This window comes from Paenibacillus sp. FSL R5-0407, from assembly GCF_038009185.1.
GTDB classification, from domain to species: Bacteria; Bacillota; Bacilli; order Paenibacillales; family Paenibacillaceae; genus Fontibacillus; species Fontibacillus vini.
Genome location: NZ_JBBPAX010000001.1, coordinates 195,188 through 213,722 on the forward strand (window position 1 = coordinate 195,188; position 18,535 = coordinate 213,722).

At 51.0% G+C, this 18,535-nt stretch carries 16 protein-coding genes; 11 read left to right on the forward strand and 5 right to left on the reverse strand.

Features of this window, described 5'->3' with window-relative positions:
• Positions 1-6 precede the first annotated feature (6 nt).
• From rbsK to NYE70_RS00965, 3 genes are all read left to right on the forward strand, one after another.
• On the forward strand, positions 7-921 hold the full coding sequence (gene rbsK, locus NYE70_RS00955; protein ID WP_341047474.1) for a ribokinase: 915 nt from the start codon (positions 7-9) through the stop codon (positions 919-921).
• A 19-nt stretch (positions 922-940) separates the two neighbouring features.
• On the forward strand, positions 941-2,086 hold the full coding sequence (locus tag NYE70_RS00960) for a glycoside hydrolase family 172 protein (protein ID WP_341044742.1): 1,146 nt from the start codon (positions 941-943) through the stop codon (positions 2,084-2,086).
• 98 nt (positions 2,087-2,184) lie between these two features.
• Complete coding sequence (locus NYE70_RS00965; RefSeq protein ID WP_341044743.1) at positions 2,185-3,213, forward strand: LacI family DNA-binding transcriptional regulator; 1,029 nt, start codon at positions 2,185-2,187, stop codon at positions 3,211-3,213.
• Between the two features lie 104 nt (positions 3,214-3,317).
• Here the strand turns inward: NYE70_RS00965 and NYE70_RS00970 are convergent, their stop codons facing one another.
• Complete coding sequence (locus NYE70_RS00970; RefSeq protein WP_341044744.1) at positions 3,318-5,312, reverse strand: LTA synthase family protein; 1,995 nt, start codon at positions 5,310-5,312, stop codon at positions 3,318-3,320.
• A gap of 50 nt (positions 5,313-5,362) precedes the next feature.
• Positions 5,363-6,517, reverse strand: coding sequence for a THUMP domain-containing class I SAM-dependent RNA methyltransferase (locus tag NYE70_RS00975; protein WP_341044745.1), 1,155 nt, complete (start codon positions 6,515-6,517; stop codon positions 5,363-5,365).
• A gap of 126 nt (positions 6,518-6,643) precedes the next feature.
• Between NYE70_RS00975 and NYE70_RS00980 the strand changes: the two genes are divergently transcribed.
• Positions 6,644-7,270 carry an O-methyltransferase gene (locus tag NYE70_RS00980; RefSeq protein WP_341044746.1) on the forward strand — a complete coding sequence of 209 codons (627 nt, stop codon included), beginning with the start codon at positions 6,644-6,646 and terminating at the stop codon, positions 7,268-7,270.
• A gap of 88 nt (positions 7,271-7,358) precedes the next feature.
• Here NYE70_RS00980 and NYE70_RS00985 read toward each other — a convergent pair whose 3' ends face one another.
• The 3 genes from NYE70_RS00985 to NYE70_RS00995 all read right to left on the reverse strand — a co-directional run bounded on the left by NYE70_RS00985 (position 7,359) and on the right by NYE70_RS00995 (position 10,322).
• Positions 7,359-8,165 (reverse strand): hypothetical protein, encoded by an 807-nt coding sequence (locus NYE70_RS00985; RefSeq protein WP_341044747.1) that lies wholly within the window; start codon positions 8,163-8,165, stop codon positions 7,359-7,361.
• A 31-nt stretch (positions 8,166-8,196) separates the two neighbouring features.
• On the reverse strand, positions 8,197-8,805 hold the full coding sequence (locus tag NYE70_RS00990; protein ID WP_341044748.1) for a hypothetical protein: 609 nt from the start codon (positions 8,803-8,805) through the stop codon (positions 8,197-8,199).
• A 278-nt stretch (positions 8,806-9,083) separates the two neighbouring features.
• Positions 9,084-10,322, reverse strand: a complete 1,239-nt coding sequence (locus tag NYE70_RS00995; RefSeq protein ID WP_341044749.1) for an MFS transporter — start codon at positions 10,320-10,322, stop codon at positions 9,084-9,086.
• Positions 10,323-10,484: 162 nt separating this feature from the next.
• Here NYE70_RS00995 and hemE point away from each other — a divergent pair, with 162 nt between their 5' ends.
• From hemE to NYE70_RS01030, 7 genes are all read left to right on the forward strand, one after another.
• Positions 10,485-11,552, forward strand: a complete 1,068-nt coding sequence (hemE, locus tag NYE70_RS01000) for a uroporphyrinogen decarboxylase (protein ID WP_341044750.1) — start codon at positions 10,485-10,487, stop codon at positions 11,550-11,552.
• Between the two features lie 27 nt (positions 11,553-11,579).
• Positions 11,580-12,518: a ferrochelatase gene (gene hemH, locus NYE70_RS01005; RefSeq protein ID WP_341044751.1), complete on the forward strand. Its 939-nt coding sequence runs from the start codon at positions 11,580-11,582 to the stop codon at positions 12,516-12,518.
• Between the two features lie 166 nt (positions 12,519-12,684).
• Positions 12,685-14,037, forward strand: coding sequence for a CapA family protein (locus tag NYE70_RS01010; protein WP_341044752.1), 1,353 nt, complete (start codon positions 12,685-12,687; stop codon positions 14,035-14,037).
• Positions 14,038-14,071: 34 nt separating this feature from the next.
• Positions 14,072-14,803, forward strand: a complete 732-nt coding sequence (locus tag NYE70_RS01015; protein WP_211021060.1) for a glycerophosphodiester phosphodiesterase — start codon at positions 14,072-14,074, stop codon at positions 14,801-14,803.
• A gap of 32 nt (positions 14,804-14,835) precedes the next feature.
• Positions 14,836-15,480 (forward strand): fumarylacetoacetate hydrolase family protein, encoded by a 645-nt coding sequence (locus tag NYE70_RS01020; RefSeq protein ID WP_290407496.1) that lies wholly within the window; start codon positions 14,836-14,838, stop codon positions 15,478-15,480.
• A 2-nt stretch (positions 15,481-15,482) separates the two neighbouring features.
• Positions 15,483-16,316 (forward strand): DUF92 domain-containing protein, encoded by an 834-nt coding sequence (locus tag NYE70_RS01025; RefSeq protein ID WP_341047475.1) that lies wholly within the window; start codon positions 15,483-15,485, stop codon positions 16,314-16,316.
• Positions 16,317-16,411: 95 nt separating this feature from the next.
• The gene (locus tag NYE70_RS01030; RefSeq protein WP_341044754.1) at positions 16,412-18,415 is read left to right on the forward strand and encodes an ABC-F family ATP-binding cassette domain-containing protein; all 2,004 of its coding nucleotides are present in this window, start codon (positions 16,412-16,414) and stop codon (positions 18,413-18,415) included.
• The last annotated feature ends 120 nt before the right edge of the window (positions 18,416-18,535 follow it).

Sequence of the window (18,535 nt, forward strand, 5' to 3'; positions counted from 1 at the left end):
GGAATTATGGTGATCGGCAGTTTTATGATGGATCTCGTCATTGGCACCGAGCGGGCTCCCCATCGGGGAGAAACGGTGATCGGAGGTAGCTTCGACCGCTTTCCGGGCGGCAAAGGCGCCAACCAGGCGGTAGCAGCGGCGCGTCTCGGCGCAGATGTCATAATGGCGGGTAAGCTCGGCATGGATTCGTTCGGAGAGGAAATGCACGCCGTACTTGTCAGGGAAGGAATCGAGAGCAGCCAAATTTTGTTTGATAGAAGCGCACCGACTGGCGTCGGTTCGATCGTTCTTGAAGCAGGCGGGCAGAATCGCATTATCGTCGTTCCGGGAGCCAATCTGAAATTTACAGCTGAGGAGACGCTGCGTCTGGAGCCGTGGATTCAAAAGTCTCAAATTCTGGTCATGCAGCTGGAAATGGATCTTGCGGTCGTGGAGCAAGCCGCAGAAATCGCCAGTAAATACGGAGTTCCCTTTATATTGAACCCGGCGCCGGCCCGGGCGCTTACCCCCGATTTACTGAGCAAGGTGACTTATTTGACACCGAACGAAACCGAGCTAGAGCTTTTGACCGGAATATCCGCGGACAGCGAGGAAAATTTGCGGAAAGGTGCGCAAATCCTGCTGGATCAGGGCGTGGGCCATGTGGTGGTGACGCTGGCCGAAAAGGGCGCACTGATCGCGGACAGGAACGGATTTACCCGGGTCGAGGGTTTTCCGGTACAAGCACTCGATACAGTGGCCGCCGGCGATTCCTTCAACGGGGCATTGGCGGTCGAACTGACGCGCGGCGCTTCCGTGCCGGAAGCGGTGCGGTTCGCCAATGCGGTGGGCGCGATTACGGTAACTCGCCGCGGGGCGATCCCTTCACTGCCCGGGCGCGAGGAAGTGGAGGCTTTTCTGCAGGCAAGGCTTACAGTTTAGGATCATACCAATCTAAAGTATGTATAAAACATCAAGCAAAGGCAGGGATCTTATTATGGACATCGTACAAAACATCGCAAGTTTGTCGCGTGCCCGTCAGGGCAAAAGCAAGCGGGAATCAAGTTACGACCGTTCGGGCGGAAATAAGGACTATTTTACGATCTCTCCCGGTGAAAATGTGCAGATCTGTGATATTGCCGGGGCGGGCTGCATCAAGCATATCTGGATGACGATGGCAACGGATGCGCCGGCGGAGGAGGCTTTCCTGCCCCGCAAAATCGTACTGCGCATGTATTGGGATGGAGAAGACGCCCCGAGCGTGGAGGCTCCGATCGGCGACTTCTTTGGCCTTGGCCATGGAGTCACCAAAAATTATACTTCCGCTTGTCTGATGATGAGCCCGGAAGACGGCAAAGCCTTCGTCAGTTATTTTCCGATGCCGTTCGCATCTCGGGCCAGAATCGAGATCGAGAGCGAAGCGGACGAGGTGATCAAATTTTATTTTTACGTGGATTATGAGCAATATGAATCTCTGCCTGCCGACGAGCTGCGGTTTCATGCGAAATGGAACCGGGAATGCCCGACAGAAGGGATCGAAGATCGAGATGTGGATAACGCGTTTTTCGAATTCGGCGGAAAAAACACGACGGGCGACGGAAACTACGTCATACTGGACGCCGTCGGCAAAGGACACTATGTAGGCTGCAACCTCAATGTGCACAATTTGCGGCCGACGATGGAATGGAACTGGTACGGCGAAGGGGACGACATGATATTTATCGACGGCGAGCCATGGCCTCCATCCATGCACGGGACCGGAACCGAGGATTATTTCAATACGGCCTGGTGTCCCCAGCAGGAAGTCTGCACCCCTTATCACGGCATCATCCTGGGGGGCGGACCGAACTGGAGCGGTAAAATAGCGGTCTACCGTTATCATATACAGGACCCCGTTATGTTTGACGAAAGCATTCGTGTAACGATCGAGCATGGTCATAACAATCACCGAAGCGACGATATGTCCTCCACGGCCTATTGGTATCAATCGGAGCCGCATCAGGCGTTCGGTCCGCTCCCTAAGGTCAAGGAGCGATTGCCGCTGCCCGATATCCGTCCGTTTGACGAGGAATCGAACCGCAAACAGTTTGAACATAAAAATCCTTAAATCGTCTGCAAAGGAAATACGATTGATTCATTCTGTATTATATTCTAAAATATGGATATCACGTATGGAATCGATTCCAGACTTAGAGGTGAATCAATTTGGCGACCATTTATCACATCGCTGAGAAGCTCGGAATTTCTCCTTCCACGGTATCTCGGGCTTTATCCGGACGCGGCTATTGCAAGGAAGAGACCCGGCAGCGCATTTTGCAGGCGGCGAGCGAACTGGACTATGCGCCGGACCATTCGGCCAAAATGTTGAAAACCCGGGTATCCAACAAAATCCTGTTCGCGGTCCCCGATATATGCAATCCTTTTTATTTCGATATGATCCGCGGCATTAACAGCTTGATCGAGCCGCTCGGGTATTTGCTGATTCTGATGGACACCAAGAACAGGCTGGATGAGGAGCTTCGGGCGATCCAGACATTGCGTGAAAAATATGCGGACGGCATGATCATGGTCTCTTTTCATTTTTGCGACGAAAATATTGCGGCAATCAACCGGGTAGACGCCCCGATCATCCTCACGAACCGGTATGAATCGCCATCCGGCGACGACCGCTTTCGTTATGTATTCGTAGATACTTATCAAGGAATTAAGGAAGCGGTCCGCCACTTTATCGGGCAAGGACTGGAGCGGATCGCCTATATCGGCGGCCCGCTGCTGGAACAAACCGGTCATGAGAGGTATTGCGGTTACCGGGATGCGCTGCAGGAGGCCGGTTTGAAAGAATCGCCCGGCATGGTGCAGGAGGCCGACTTTACGGAAACGGGCGGGTACTTGGCGGGGAAGGAAATCTTGTCCGGGGCTGTGCTGCCTCAAGCCATTGTGGCTGCGAACGATCTGATGGCGTTCGGGGTTCTCAAGGCTTGCGAAGAACGGGGGCTCCGGGTTCCGGATGACCTGCTTTTATCCGGAATGGATGATTTGAGCGTATGCGACAGAATCAGCCCCAAGCTGACCTCCGTGTCGCTGCAAGCGGAAGAAATCGGCCGGGCCGCGGCTGAGATGTTACTGCTGCGGATGCAGGATCGGGAGCAGGAAATATCCAATGTGAGACTTCTACCGCGGCTGATCGTGCGTGAGTCAAGCTTGAATCCGATTAAATCTGCACCGTCGATCTGATGATGATTGGCGATGGCCACATACAAGCGGCAAGGGCCTGAACTCCCGGAAACGGGGTTCAGGCCCTTGCTTTTGGTTCTGTCAGAGATGGTCGATCAATAGTTTCATTGGGCGCTGGCAGCGCCGCTTTTCAGCTCAGGAATCAAATTGCTCATGATCAGATTATCGGAAATTTGCAGCCGTTTTTTGGCTTCTTCATGAGGAACCCGGCATTTTTCAATATCCGTCTCCACTTTAGATGAAAGGTCGTAGCAGGTGCCATTGTCGAACAAATTGTCCGGCGAAGGAATGTAATATAATTTACCGTCCGTAAAAGCGCCCGACCTTAAGACGACAAATTTGTCTCCGTCGGCAAACAGATTGTTGCCCATCATGTAGTAAGGCTTCGATGATATTCCCAGCAGATGCAGGAGCGACGGGGCCATGTCGAGCTGACCAGCCGGCTGATCGTAGACTCCGGCGGCCTTGCCGTCAGGCAAGTGTACCAGTAGCGGCACCTGGTTCATGATTTGGTGCATATCGAGCTCGGTCAGCGGTTTGCCGAGGAACTTCTCGTAATCCGCTTGTTCCGGGATCGAGTTATCATGGTCGCCATAAACGTAAAGGATCGTATTGTCCCAGAGTCCATCCCGTTTCATGCCTTCCACCAATTCGCCCAAGGCGGCGTCCGCATAATGGATCGATTCCAGATAATTTCCGAAGATGGTGTCCTTGAATTCGCCGGTATCCAGTTGGCGGACCGATGCCGGAAGAGAGTAGGGATGATGGCTGGACAGCGTAATCAGGAAAGAATAAAAAGGCTGCTGTTCTTCGGACATCTTGACGAGTGATTGGCGGAAGAAGGATTTGTCACCCAACGACCAGCCGAGCGATTCGTCCATCTTGAAATCTTTTTTACTGTAAAAATGATCGTATCCCATCGCTTTATACATATTGATCCGGTTCCAGAAGCTGCCCTCGTAAGCATGAAATGCGCCGGTCTCATATCCGTTTTGGTTAAGGATTTGCGGCAGCGTGTCATACGTATGGTCCGGATAACGGACGAATACCGATCCTGTCGGAAGCGGGTGCAGCGAGCTTTGCGAAGAGAAGTCGGCATCGGAAGTTCGTCCTTGGCCCGTCTGATGAAAGTAGTTGGAAAAATACAGGCTATCTTGCATCAGCTTGTTGAAATTCGGAGTGATCTCCTGGCCGCCGATTTCCTTGCCGATCATGAAATTCATGAAGGCTTCCACCTGCACTACCAAAACATTGCTTTCCTTATAAGCGCCAAAAGTCCCGTCATTTGCACGTTCATCGCCGGCTTTTTGAAACCATTCCCGGATCGTGTCTTTCTCCTGATCCGACAGCTCGGGTTTGTCGCCGTGATGTTCCTTCGCGTAGCGATAAGCGTCATAATAATGGAAGCCCAGCAGGCCGGTGACATTGTACAGCGAAATATTCCACCAGCCGCCTTCGAACAGGCCGACCGCCCACGTTTTCGCATAGAACCGGATCGGGCCCATCGTAATAACGAAGCCGAGTACAAAGACGCCTAGGCCGGTAACGAATCGGGATAACCGGAGGGAATTTCGTTTTGAACCGTGGCGGGATGCCTGAGAATATGGGGGTTGGTTTCCGGATGTTTGTTTCCGGGCACGGGTTCGGCGGTAGAACAAGAGGCCGATATGAATTGCCAGCCAGATGATCCAGTCCGCAACAAGCCAAAGATCCTTCAAATGGATCAGTGATTGGATGCTGTCCCCTAGTTCTCCGACTTGGCCGGCCTGAAGCAACACCGGAACCGTGATGAAATCGCCGAAATAACGGTAATACACCAGGTCCGAGAAAATGATCCCCGTCAGCAGCACATTCAAGATGATTAGAGCAATGGCTCGTCCCCGGCGGGGCAGCCAAAGCGTCCAGAACGACACCAGCAGGATGGAGCCGATGGCGATTACATCATCCAGCAAACTCATGTCGATATAGCGCGCATGGAGATTATCGTGAAGAAAATGCAGTTTGAAAAAAATAATCAACGTGAACAAAATATATTCAAAATTGCGGTAATTGATCAGTTTCTTAAAGAAGTTTTTCGGTTTATCGCCTGATGATGCCATGCTGGATTTCTCCTTTCCATTCCAAAACGGAGAAACCCTCCACCCGGGCATTAATGCCGTGGGGGAAGGGGTCCGAGATACTGCAGATATTGGCATTCGATCCGGCCGTTGAACAGCTTGCGGCGTTTATCCGCCTTGCGTTGGAAATCTTGCTCGAATTGCTTGGTCGGCGTCAGCGCAAAAAACGACCAGGTCGGCAGCTCGGCGGTAACGCGGCCTAACTGGGAAATCAGGCGGCGCACCTCTTTCTCTTCACCGATCCGTTCTCCATATGGAGGGTTGGTGATCATGCAGCCGTAATCGCCTTCCGGCTGAATTTTGATGGCCGGCAGCTGGCGGAAGGTAATCTCTTTGGAGAGCCCGGCCGCTTTGGCTGCCGCTTCGGCCACTTCGATGGCCTGCGCATCGATGTCGCTGCCGGCGATGTTCAGCGGAATATCGTCTTTCACGGCGTCGATCGCTTCGTCTCGAGCCTCTTGCCACATCGATTCTGGCAGTACCGGCCACGCTTCCGAATTGAACGTGCGCCGCAGCCCCGGAGCGATGTTCCAGGCGATCATGGCCGCCTCGATCGGCAGCGTGCCCGAACCGCAGCAAGGATCGTAGAACGGCCGGGACGGGTTTTGGTGCCAACGGCTGAGCAGGATCATCGCGGCGGCCATCGTTTCTTTCAATGGCGCTTCGGTCGCTAACTTCCGGTAACCGCGTTTATGCAGCGCAGGTCCGGTTGTATCGAGCGTCAGCAGCGCCTTGTCGTTAAGGAGGATGATTTCGATGACGTAGCGCGGGCCGTCCTCATCGAACCATTCATTGTGGTACGTTTCCTTGAGCTTCTCAACGATTGCTTTCTTAACGATCCCCTGGCAAGCGGGTACGCTGCTAAGCTGGGATTTATGCGATCGGCCCTCGACCGGGAATTCGCCGTCTACAGGAATCCACTCCTGCCACGGCAGCGCCTTCGTACCTTCGAAGAGTTCATCGAACGTGAGCGCGGTAAACTCGCCCATTTTAATGAGGACCCGGTCGGAAGTGCGCAGCCATAAATTGCAGCGGCAAATGTCACTTAAGGTGCCTTTAAACGTGACCCGTCCGTTCTCGACGACGGTATCATGGTAACCCAAATCTTTAAGTTCGCGGGCAACGACGGCTTCGAGACCCATCGGTGCGGTAGCAATCAATTCTAATTGTTGTCCTTGTTCTGGCATATGATCATATCAACTCCGTGAAATACTTGTGGTTATAGTGCAAAAACCATACAATTCAGTATAGGACAATGTTAAATAAGATACAAACGGCTTTTTGACAACACGGAAAAAGGAGTGTACCGGGAAATGACCCCTGAACAATATAGTGAGGAATTATATACCGAGGATGGAATGCTGAAGAGCGTTACGGAATCCATCCTGGAAAGCGGTATAAACGATGTCTCGATCGCTCCGGGATACGGCAGGCTCTTGACGATGCTTGCGGCCATATCGGGAGCGGAGTCGATTCTCGAAATCGGGGCTCTGGGCGGTTATAGCGGCGTTTGTCTGGCGCGGGGAATGAAGCAGGGGGGAAGACTCGTCTCTCTCGAGCTGAAAGAGGAGAACGCCGTCTTGGCCCGTCGGAACCTGGAGCGCGCAGGTTTTGGCGAGATGACTGAGTACATGATCGGTCCGGCGCTGGACAGTCTGAGTCAATTGGAGAACCGGGGCGAGCGATTCGATTTCTTCTTGATCGACGCCGATAAAGAGAATTATCCCGCGTACCTGGAATATGCGATCCGGCTTGCCCGGCCCGGGGCGATCATCGCCGGGGACAACACGTTGCTGCGCGGGCGAACGCTGAATCCGGACAAAAACGGACCTTCGGTCCTCGCAATGCGGAAATTCAACGAATCGATCGCTAACGACGAGCGGCTGATCAGCACCATGCTGCCGGCGTACGATGGCCTGGCCCTGGCGATGGTGAAGTGAAGTAGCCGGAGTGACTCTCCGGCTTTTTTTGTCAAGGCGTACCCAGATAAGCAAGTATCTTGTAGTCAGTGAAAGTCTGTTTGCGGTGCTAATTGGTTTTACTTACCTCATTGTCAATATCCTTATCATTCATACTTAAAAATCCATAATAAGTGGCGTAGGGAAAATAAATGTAAGATTTATTATCAAATTTATAAGTGATTTTAGGCCGGATAATGTAGAATTTGTTATCCTTATTTAAGCTAGAGGCTTCTAACAATGTATTTAGTTTACTATACGGATCAATACTTAAACTATAATTTTTAAGCTTTGCTTCAAATAAATTAATTCCTAAATCTATTATTTCGATTTTTTTACTGGAATTATTTTTAAAGTTAAAATTGTATCCATTAAAATCATTAGTAACAAGAGGGAACTCTTCTCCCATTTCGATATAATTGGATTCTTCATTATGATTAGAAACGTCAAAGTACCAGTGTCCAATCGAATATTCCCGAACAGTATTGTCATTAAAAGTTACTACTAAATTATTCAGATTCTCTTTTCCGCTATTTATAAAATTCACTTTAAGTGCAAGATTCCTAATATCATATTTTTTTGATGAGTCACTTTTTTTATAATTTATACTTTCTATATTTGTGGTATTTGAATTTTTGAACTTGATTTGTTTTATAAGTTGTGGATCCAGAATATTCTTACTTCCCTTTACTACGAAATATGCTAGATCAATAGTATAGGAAGAGCCGCTTGGAGCGGAAAAAGAGGCATTGTATTGAACAAAATGAGGCTTACCGAATACACTTTTTTTTGGAAGTACTATAAAAGTAATTATTATAATGACTAATATAGTGAAACTTATGTACAATACTTTTTTCTTCATTTTTTTCAACTCCATCGGATTATTAGAAATTTAATTAATTTGGAATTCACTTGTAAACTACATAAAGATAGGTGGTACTTGTCGGTTCTTTATAACTAATATATTTTCTAGGATCTGATGATGAATGGCAACCGTCGTAAATAGTACAGTAACTGATACTTCTTACATAAGAGAGATTTTGTGTATAAAAGTCCGATCCATAAGCCAATTTGCTAAATTTTGTTGAGTCAGCGGGTAAAGTTATAGCGACTGAGTAGGTTGTTGTAAAGCCTCCACTTAGTCCAAACTGTATCTTGATTTTATCTGTCACTTCACCAGTAACATTCCCACTAAATGTTAAATTTGTGGAGTTGGATTTGGACCACGTATATGAGCTAGCTTGAGCCCAGCTTTCTGTTAGGTATTTAACTAATAACTTTTTTTGCAACGTTTTCGGAGTTTCTTCTTTAAATTCATAGGTAACGGTACCACTTCCACCGCTTAATGGTCCAATGTTTGACGGTAACGTGGAGGAGAAATCCTCGGTTGCTTGAGTCTCCACTATTGCACCAATATTAGTATTTTCAGTTGTTAAAGAGAGATCACTTGCAAGTGCCTGACTTGTTAAAGAAAAAAAGAATGTACATACAGTTAATAGATAAAGAACTTTTCTCATCAAAACCCTCCTCTTAGTAAAATAGTTATTGGCCAACAATTATTCCATATAATACCACATTTAAACTATTAATCCACTTTTTTAATATTTTTCAAAAAAAGTATATTAAATCCAAATAAAATTCAGTGGGGTTACTCTATCGATTCATTGACGAGTATTTTAACGTAGTAATAAAATCTCTTTGTATATCATTGAGTTATAGACAATTATAGTTATCTTATAAATAATGATTAAAAAACCGCTCGATAAATCGAACGGTTTTACCTTTATACTCTGTTTTACTTAAAAGGAGTCAGTTTCGGCTTGCCGTAAAGCTTCCACCGCACCCAGAGGGTGTTGAAGAGCAGCATTATGCCGGAGACGATAAAAATTCCCTCGATTCCGATAAAACCGGACAGGAAACCGCCGATCAAGGAGCCCATCATGTTGCCGAGCGCCAGCGTGCTGCTGTTAAAGCCGAAGGCCCGGCTTTCCATGCCGTCCGGCGTGTAGAAACGAATCAGTGCATTGACGCTTGGCAATAGGCCGCCCATGAAGACTCCCATCAGGAAGCGGATCAGAATGAGCTGCCACACTGTATGCACGAAGGCTTGCGGAATGAGCGTAGCAGCCGCGCCGATTAAGCAAAAGGTCAATATTCGATGCGCCCCGACTTTGTCGCTTACCCGTCCCAGTACTGGAGAGGTTACCATATTGGAAATTCCCGTTACGGCGGTAACGAACCCGGCCCAGAAGGGAACATCGGTCGGAACGCCGTGCAGTTTCTCAACATAGAGCGGGAGCAAGGACATCGGGCTGAGCATAGCGAATTGCAGAAGGAACGTCACCGCGAACAGGGCGGTTAACTGCGGGGTTTTATTAAGCTCGACAAAACCTTGCAGCACGGAAATTTGCGGGGCATGAGCCGCTTCTTCCCGGTCGAATTTCTCGCGGACGAATAATAAAGCAAGCATGGAAGCCACGAATAGCAGGGCCCCGGTGATATAAAAAATAGGACGGAAGCCGATGTATTCCGCCATAAGTCCGCCGATCAACGGCCCCAGGATCGTTCCGGCCACATTTCCCGACTGAATCGTGCCCATGGCAAATCCCATCCGCTCTTTCGGGGCGGTGCTCGATATGAGCGATACGGCCGCCGGATTAAAGCCGGATATCGTACCGTTCAGCAATCGGAGAACGAGAAGATGCCACGGCTGCGTCGCAAAACCCATCAATGTAATGACGATGGCCATACCGAAACCGGAGCGAAGCAGCATGATCTTGCGTCCGTATTTATCGGAAAGTTTGCCCCACAACGGTTGAAAGATAAAGGACGTCGCAAAGTTGGCGGCAAAGATGAGGCCGGCCCAAATCCCGATGGCATGCTCGCCTTGCACATGCAGATTTCTGGCCAGATACAGCGATAAAAACGGAGTAATCATCGTCATTCCGGCATTGACGAAAAACAGTCCGAACCAAAGCACAATGAGGTTCAACTTCCATGATTTCAATGTGCTTTCACTTCCTTTCGGGTTCATCTAGTTGAAAACAAAGTCTAATTAGTATAGCACAGTTTTCCGAGCACTTCGGTGGAGGAATGTCATACGATTGTCATGGGACGAGCTGGTGTGATAGTTGTTACTTACTTTTAAAAAGGGCATAATGTATATTAGAGATTTTAGTATAGGAGGCCTGTAGACGTGGCTTATAATGATCGGTTCATCCGAGCCTGCAAAAGGCAGGAAGTGGATCGTCTCCCTGTATGGTACATGCGCCAGGCGGGCAGATATGATCCCGAATACCGCAAGGTCAAAGAAAAATACAGTCTGCTCGAAATTTGCCGGCAGCCTGAACTGGCAGCGGAAATTACGCTGATGCCTGTCCGCAAGCTGGGCGTGGACGCCGCTATTTTATATTCGGATATTATGAATCCCGTAGCTTCACTGGGCATTGACTTTGATATCGTCAAGAATATCGGCCCTGTCATCGACAATCCGATTCGGTCTAAGGAAGATATCGACCGGCTGAAGCCGATTGATGTCGAGAAGGATCTTTCGCATATCCTGGAAACGATCGCTATTTTGGATCGGGAGCTTGAAGTGCCGTTAATCACTTTTGCCGGTGCTCCGTTTACGATTGCAAGCTATCTGATCGAAGGACGACCTTCGAAAAGCTATATCCGCACGAAAAGCCTGATGTACGGGGAACCGGAATTATGGGACAAGCTGATGGGCAAGCTCGGCGATATGGTCATCACTTACTTGCGAGCCCATATCAAGAGCGGCGGGAAAGCGTTCCAGCTGTTCGACAGCTGGGTGGGTGCGCTTGCGCCGAAGGATTTTGAGCGGTTTGTGCTGCCGACGATTACCCGTATTTTTGCCGAACTTAGCGATTTGGATGTACCGAAAATATATTTTCCAGGCGTAAGTTCCGGAGAACTGTTGCCGACACTAACGCAACTTCAAGCCGATGTCATCGGTCTCGATTGGCGGGTATCTATTGCTGAAGGACGCCGTCGCATCGGGGAGAAGTTTGCCGTTCAGGGGAACCTGGATCCGTATATTCTTACCGCACCTATGGACACTATTAAACAGTATGCCAAAGAGTTGATCGATCAGGGATTAGAGGTTCCCGGATACATATTCAATCTCGGCCACGGATTGTTCCCGGAAGCATCGCTCGAGAAGCTTAGCGAACTGACTGCCTTTGTACACGAGTACTCGGAGCAAGTGATTTCTCAGCGTCATCATATTCAATTGAACTCATGACACGAACTTATTGGGGTGAATAAGACCATGAAAACAAAAATCGGCGTATTGGTGATGTCCTACGGCACACCTGAAAGTCTGGATCAAGTAGAATCTTATTACACGCATATCCGCCGGGGGAATCCGCCGACCGCGGAGCAGCTGAAAGAGCTGAAAGACCGTTATGAGGCGATTGTCGGCGGCGTATTTCCGCTTCGCGCGAACACCGATAATCAGGTGGCTGCGCTGCAGGACACGTTAAACCGGTTAAATCCTTACGCAGAACATGAATTCGTTTGTTATCAGGGCTTGAAGCATGCCCGCCCGTTTATCGAAGACGGTGTCGAGGCTATGGCCGGGGACGGCATTACGGAGGCGATCGGCATCGTGCTGGCACCGCATTACTCTGTGATGAGTATCGGCGGTTATATCAAGCGGGCCGAGGCCAAAGCGGCCGAATCCGGAATCGCGATGAAGTTCGTCCGCAGCTATCATTTGCATCCGAAGCTGATCGAGGCGCTGGCTGCAAGAGTATCGGGCAAACTGGATTTGTTCGAGGAAGCCGGGGCGGAGCGGGAGAAAGTAAGAGTCTTGTTCAGCGCGCACAGCTTGCCTGCGAAGATCCTCGACATGGGCGACCCCTATCAGGATCAGCTGCTCGAAACCTCTAAGGCGGTTGCCGAACGGGCCGGAGTAACTTCCTGGCAGTTTACGTGGCAGAGTGCGGGACGTACGGCCGAGCCTTGGCTGGGTCCGGATATTCTGGATACGCTCCGCTCTTTGAGCCTGGAGCAAGTCGAGGATGTTCTGGTAGCTCCGGTCGGATTCGTATCGGACCACCTGGAGGTACTGTACGATCTCGATATTGAAGCCAAAGCGATCGCAAAAGAGCTGGATATGCGGCTGGAGCGGATCGATTCGCTGAACACCGATCCTTTGTACATGGAAACGCTCAGCGATGTGATTTTTCAATTGCGTAAAGAGTAGAAATTAAATATCGGCTTATCAGGCCGAAGTCGTCCTAACCGACTAGGCCCCAAGATACCCTTCGCTTAAAATAGGCGAGGGGTTCTATTTATTTCAGGTTACCTGATATAATAAAATCAATCATGTTCAAGAATTAAGGCGAGTATGAGGGAAAAAGGAGTTTACCATGTATCCACCACGTTCGGAGAAATACAGTAAGAAGAAAAAGGATAAGCAGCGGGGCCAAAACCGTTTTTGGCTTGGGTTGAACGTATCGCTTATTCTGATCATCGTTGTTTTGGGAACTTATTTTTATTTATCGGATCTTACGACACAAAGCAGTCCTAAGTCAGGAGATGCGGACTATTCGTCCGATGTAAATGGTGACAATGGAAAAGGCGGAGAGGTCGGCAGCCAAATTCCGGACCAGGAAAATCAATCGCCGGACGTAAATAACGCCGTACAGGAACCTGACGGTTCAGACTCAGCGGCGGAGCCTGACGAAGCAGGGAATCGAACCGGTAATAGCGGACAGAAAGAAATAGTGCCGGATGAGACTCAGGATCCGGATCCGGTGCAAAATACCGATCCCGATGAACGGCTTCTCATTCATTTTGCGGGGGATACGATCTTTTCCAGCAAAGTGGCGGAGAAACTGCAAAAGGAAGGGTATGATTACCCTTATCGTTATGTGAAAGATCTGTTTCTGAACGATGATCTCAGCGTCGTGAACCTGGAAACGCCGGTGACGGAACGAGGTACGGCGGCCGAGAACAAACAGTTCGTGTTCAAATCGTCGCCCCAGGCGCTGCCGGAGCTGGCCAAAGCGGGAGTGGAGGCTGTAAACCTGGCCAACAACCACATTCTTGATCAGGGTGTGGAAGGTCTGCTGGATACGATAGATCATTTGAAGGAGAGCAAGCTGCATTACGTCGGAGCGGGGAAGAATAGCACGGATGCGTATGCCCCGGTCTATATTGAGCGAAAAGGGATTAAAATTGCGCTTTGCGGCTACACAAGAGTGATTCCCGAGTCGCATTGGGTAGCTGGAAAGAACCCTGGCGTAGCGGCCGTGTACGATTCCAAACAGGCTCTGAAGGCCATTCAGACGGCACGTCAAAATGCCGACCTTGTGTTTGTCGTTGTTCATTGGGGTAAGGAACGTACAACGAAGCTGGAGGAGCATCAAACGACGCTGGCCCGGGAATTTATCGATGCCGGCGCTGATCTGGTTGTTGGCGGCCATCCGCATGTGCTTCAGGGACTTGAGAAATATAAAGGAAAATGGATCGCTTACAGCACGGGGAACTTTATTTTTACGAAATCGAAGGATCCGAAAACTTGGGAAACCGCCGTTTTTTCTGCGGAATGCACGCGTGGGGGCGATTGCGACCTGAAGCTGATTCCTTACAAAACGGAGCTTGGGCAACCGATTCCGATGAGTGATGAGGAAGGTAGTAAATTGTTTAAAGAGGTAGAGAGCTTCTCACCCGGAATTTCGATCGGAGCATCGGGCGAAGCGAAGGCAGACAATACCTGAACCATAGAATACAGCAGGGAGGGAGCGTGGTTGTGTGTCCAACCTTTGCGTTGCGCACCGTGGATTTTCGGGAATTGCGCCGGAGAATACAATGGCTGCCGTCTCTCTCGCGATGGAGCAGCCTTATGTTGGGTGGATTGAAATTGATGTCCAGCTGTCTAAGGACGGCGTGCCCCTGCTGATTCATGATTTCACGTTAAACCGTACTACCAACGGGCGGGGGCCGGTCAAGGACAAAACATGGGAAGAGCTGCAAAGACTGGACGCCGGCCGATGGAAGTCCAAGGCATATACCGGGGAGAAACTGATCAGTCTGGATGAATTTCTGGATAAAATCAAAGGCCGGTTGCAAGCGAATATCGAAGTGAAAACCCAGGGTAACCTGTATCCCGGCATTGAGGAGAAGATTATTTCGGCCGTGCGGAAACGGCGCATGGAGCAGGATGTCGTTCTAACCTCTTTCGAGCCGCGAATATTGGCCAAGATCAAAGAGATCGGCCGTGGAATCCGTACAGGCCTGATTGTCAACGGCAAGGCGAGGGATGTGCTGCTAAGGCTGCAGATGCTTCAATGTTCATTCTTGTCCATGAATCATCGATATTTAACGGCCGAGATCGCCGGCAAGGCCGCCAGACGCGGGATTGAGGTCATGGCCTGGACGATGGATGATGTCCGTAGAATGCGGCGGGTGGCCGCCATGCACGGCGATATACTTCTCTGCACGAACCGGCCCGATGTATGGCGCAAGGCAATAATAGAAAACTGAACTTTTGACCAGGTATCCAGGAGGCTTAATGAATGAATAAAATGATTTCGAACGTCTATTGTGTTGGACGCAATTACCGGCTGCACGCCGAGGAGCTCGGCAATGAAGTGCCGTCCGAGCCGATGATCTTTCTAAAGCCTTCCCATGCGGTAGTTTCGATGGAGGGTGCCGGGCTGGCGCTCCCCGAGGACCGCGGGGAAGTTCATTATGAAACCGAGCTGGTCCTGCGGATCGGCAGACGGTATGAATCCGGCATGACGGTGGACGAGCTGGTGGATGTAATGGCGTTCGGCATCGATTTCACGCTGCGCGATGTACAGAGCGAATTGAAGAAAAAGGGGCAGCCTTGGACGGCGGCCAAAGGATTTAGAAATTCCGCTCCGATTACGCCTTACATCGCTTTTCCCGGAGCCGAAGGAACAGCCGGAGAAGATTTCACGTTGCGGAAAAACGGGGAGCTGGTACAGCGCGGAAATATTAAGAATATGATTTTTTCGCTGCAGCAAATCGTGGATTATATAGCCGACAGATATGGATTGGATGAAGGGGATCTCATCTTCACGGGAACTCCGGAAGGGGTGGGGCCTGTGTACCAAGGAGACCGTTTGGAAATTGCTTACGGAACCAAGGTGCTGGGCAGCTTTGAAGTTTCGGCGGGTCCCCGGGCAAAACAATGATGATGGACTGGATCATAGGGGCGCTAGGCGCCCTTTTGGTCTCTACGGCCGCTTACCGTAAATCGTCCCTTTCCTTATCGGGCATGATCGCCGCCACTATAATGGGGATGGTATATTACGGGGCGGGCGATTTGTTCTGGTTCGGTATTTTGCTGCTGTTCTTCATTACGTCTTCGATATTCTCCAAATTCCGCGGGGAGCGGAAGCGGGAACTGGAGAAATCCTATGCCAAAAGCGGCAGGCGGGATGCTGGACAAGTGTTTGCCAACGGCGGGTTGGGGATGCTTGCCTGCATCGGCAATGCGATTTGGCCCGATCCTGTTTGGGCCTATCTATTCGTAGGCACCATGGCAGCGGTCACCGCGGATACGTGGGCGACCGAATGGGGCGGGCTTAGCCGCAAGCTCCCGCGGTCGGTGCTGACCTGGAGGCAGTTGCCCGCCGGAACTTCCGGAGGGGTATCGCTGCTTGGCAGCACCGCCTCACTGGCCGGCGCGATGCTGATCGGCGGGGCCGCCTGGCTGCTGCTGCGTTGGACCGACGGGACAAGCACCGGAACGTCCGTGCTTCCCGCCCTATCCTTGTGGCAGTGGCTTATCGTTGGCGGCATCTCAGGCTTTGCCGGCGCGTTTGCCGACTCCCTGCTAGGCGCAACCATCCAGCGGATGAACCGCTGTCCGGTATGCGGCAAGAGCGTGGAGGTGGACAAGCATTGCGGGGGAGATACCGTACCCCTGCGGGGACTGCGCTGGATGAGCAATGATGCGGTAAATATGCTCAGCTCCCTTGCCGCAGGCCTGATTGCTTGGGGACTTGCCTCCGCGCTTTTGATATAATTAGCCGTAGACTGTCCTAGAACCCGAAGCATTTCGGACCAAAGGAATTTTTTTTGGACAACCTCTTAAATGGCTTAGAGAGTAGGTAAAACTTAATGAATATATTGACTGTGGAACATCTAACGAAAAGCTATGGCGAAAAGGTTCTGTTTCAGGATGCCTCGTTCGGCATGGATGAGCATGACAAAATCGGCGTGATCGGGGTCAACGGTACGGGGAAATCCACTTTTCTCCGCGTGATTGCCGGGTTGGAACCGGCCGATGAAGGCAGGGTTTCGGTAAACCGGGACACTCGGATTACTTTTCTATCCCAGAACCCCGAATTTGATCCGGGTATCACCGTATTACGCGGGGTGTTCCAAAACGGCGGTCCCGAGCTGGAGGTCGTCTCCGCTTACATGGAGGCTATGGAGGAGCTGGATTTGCTGCCGACGGATGAGGGTCTTCAGGCCAAAGTGACGAAGCTGAGTCAGGAAATGGACCGGCTACAGGCCTGGAGCCTGGAGAGCGACGCCAAAAGCGTGTTGTCCAGACTAGGAATTACCGACTTCGGCCGAAAAATGGGCGAATTGTCCGGAGGACAGCGCAAACGGGTCGCTCTGGCGTCCGCGCTCATCGTTCCTTCGGAGCTGCTGATCATGGACGAGCCCACCAACCACATCGACAACGATTCGGTCGCCTGGCTGGAATCGTTCCTACAGAAACGGCGCGGCGCGCTGCTGCTGATCACGCACGACAGGTATTTCCTGGACCGGGTCTGCAATGTCATGTTAGAACTGGATCATGGCCGATTGTTCCGCTACGAAGCGAATTACAGCCGCTTTCTGGAGCTGAAGAGCGAACGCGAGGAGCGCGAAGCGGCCTCGGAGCAGAAGCGCCAGAATTTGCTGCGGAACGAGCTGGCCTGGATCCGACGCGGCGCTCAGGCTCGTTCGACGAAGCAAAAGGCCCGGATCGAACGCTTTGAGAAGCTTCAAAATATGAAAACGGAATTCAAGAGCAATTCGCTTGATATTTCCGTGGCTTCGACCCGGCTGGGACGAAAAATATTGGAGATTTCCGGGCTGCGCAAATCCGCCGGGGAACGGCTTTTGATCGGTGAGTTGACCTATACGGCGGTCCCTGGTGACCGCGTCGGCATCGTAGGTCCGAACGGCAGCGGGAAATCCACGCTGCTCAACATGATCGCCGGTCGGATTCAGCCGGATGCGGGGGAAATCGAGCTCGGCCAGACGGTAAAGCTCGGTTATTTCACCCAGGAGCATCAGGAGATGGACGGCAAGCAGCGGGTGATTGAATATATCAAGGAGGAAGCCGAGGTTGTGGAAACCGCAGACGGCTCGCGGATTACTGCGGCTCAGATGCTGGAGAGGTTCTTGTTTCCGCCGGCCATGCAGTGGACTCCGATTGCGAAGCTGTCCGGGGGAGAGAAGCGGCGTCTGTATTTGCTCCGCGTCCTGATGGGCGCCCCTAACGTGCTGTTGCTGGACGAACCGACTAACGATCTGGACATTCAAACTCTGACCGTCCTAGAAGCTTACTTGGACGAATTTCCGGGCGCCGTATTCGTGGTATCCCATGACCGGTATTTCCTTGACCGTACGGTCGATAAGATTATGGCGTTCGAGGGCGGCGGCGTAGTAGCCGTGCATGTCGGGGATTATAGCGACTATGAGGAGCGATTGCAGGCGGCTGGCAAAGACGTGGTGAATCCCGGCTTATCGTCCGGTGCTGCTGGCGGCAAGAGTCTGGCGGGCAAGGCGGCGGATAGCAAGAACGCAGGAGGTGCGGACAGTTCTTCCGGCGCTGTATCCGCTTCAACCGCTGGAAGCAGCAAAGATCCGGCCCGCGGCGAGAAGCTTAAGTTCAGTTATAATGAGCAGCGGGAATATGAGACGATCGACGAGAAGGTGGAAGCCGCAGAACAGCGGCTGACCGCAATTACGGAAGGGATGGCAGCCGCAGTGAGCGACGCGGTCAAGCTGCAGGAACTGATGCAGGAGCAGCAGGAAGCCGAAGCGGAGCTGGAGCGGCTGATGGACCGCTGGGCCTATTTGAACGAGCTGGCCGAGAAAATAGACAGTCAGCGGAACGGGTAGGCGTTTCTTTGTAATCCCGATGACCTGTGGATAAGGGACTTTTAGGGCGTTATTCTCATTATATTGAGCTTTCGGAGAGAAATAAGGGCTTTTTAGGTTCTTATTAATAGGGAAATCGCG

Bases quoted from the DNA above. Each gene is read 5' to 3' on its own strand.
- NYE70_RS00980 (WP_341044746.1), top strand. From the start codon at position 6,644: ATGACCCCTGAACAATATAGTGAGGAATTATATACCGAGGATGGAATG.
- NYE70_RS00990 (WP_341044748.1), bottom strand. From the start codon at position 8,805: ATGAGAAAAGTTCTTTATCTATTAACTGTATGTACATTCTTTTTTTCT.
- rbsK (WP_341047474.1), top strand. From the start codon at position 7: ATGGTGATCGGCAGTTTTATGATGGATCTCGTCATTGGCACCGAGCGG.
- NYE70_RS01030 (WP_341044754.1), top strand. From the start codon at position 16,412: ATGAATATATTGACTGTGGAACATCTAACGAAAAGCTATGGCGAAAAG.
- NYE70_RS00975 (WP_341044745.1), bottom strand. From the start codon at position 6,517: ATGCCAGAACAAGGACAACAATTAGAATTGATTGCTACCGCACCGATG.
- NYE70_RS00960 (WP_341044742.1), top strand. From the start codon at position 941: ATGTATAAAACATCAAGCAAAGGCAGGGATCTTATTATGGACATCGTA.
- NYE70_RS01010 (WP_341044752.1), top strand. From the start codon at position 12,685: ATGTATCCACCACGTTCGGAGAAATACAGTAAGAAGAAAAAGGATAAG.
- NYE70_RS00970 (WP_341044744.1), bottom strand. From the start codon at position 5,312: ATGGCATCATCAGGCGATAAACCGAAAAACTTCTTTAAGAAACTGATC.
- NYE70_RS00985 (WP_341044747.1), bottom strand. From the start codon at position 8,165: ATGGAGTTGAAAAAAATGAAGAAAAAAGTATTGTACATAAGTTTCACT.
- NYE70_RS01025 (WP_341047475.1), top strand. From the start codon at position 15,483: ATGGACTGGATCATAGGGGCGCTAGGCGCCCTTTTGGTCTCTACGGCC.
- NYE70_RS01020 (WP_290407496.1), top strand. From the start codon at position 14,836: ATGAATAAAATGATTTCGAACGTCTATTGTGTTGGACGCAATTACCGG.
- hemH (WP_341044751.1), top strand. From the start codon at position 11,580: ATGAAAACAAAAATCGGCGTATTGGTGATGTCCTACGGCACACCTGAA.
- NYE70_RS00995 (WP_341044749.1), bottom strand. From the start codon at position 10,322: ATGAACCCGAAAGGAAGTGAAAGCACATTGAAATCATGGAAGTTGAAC.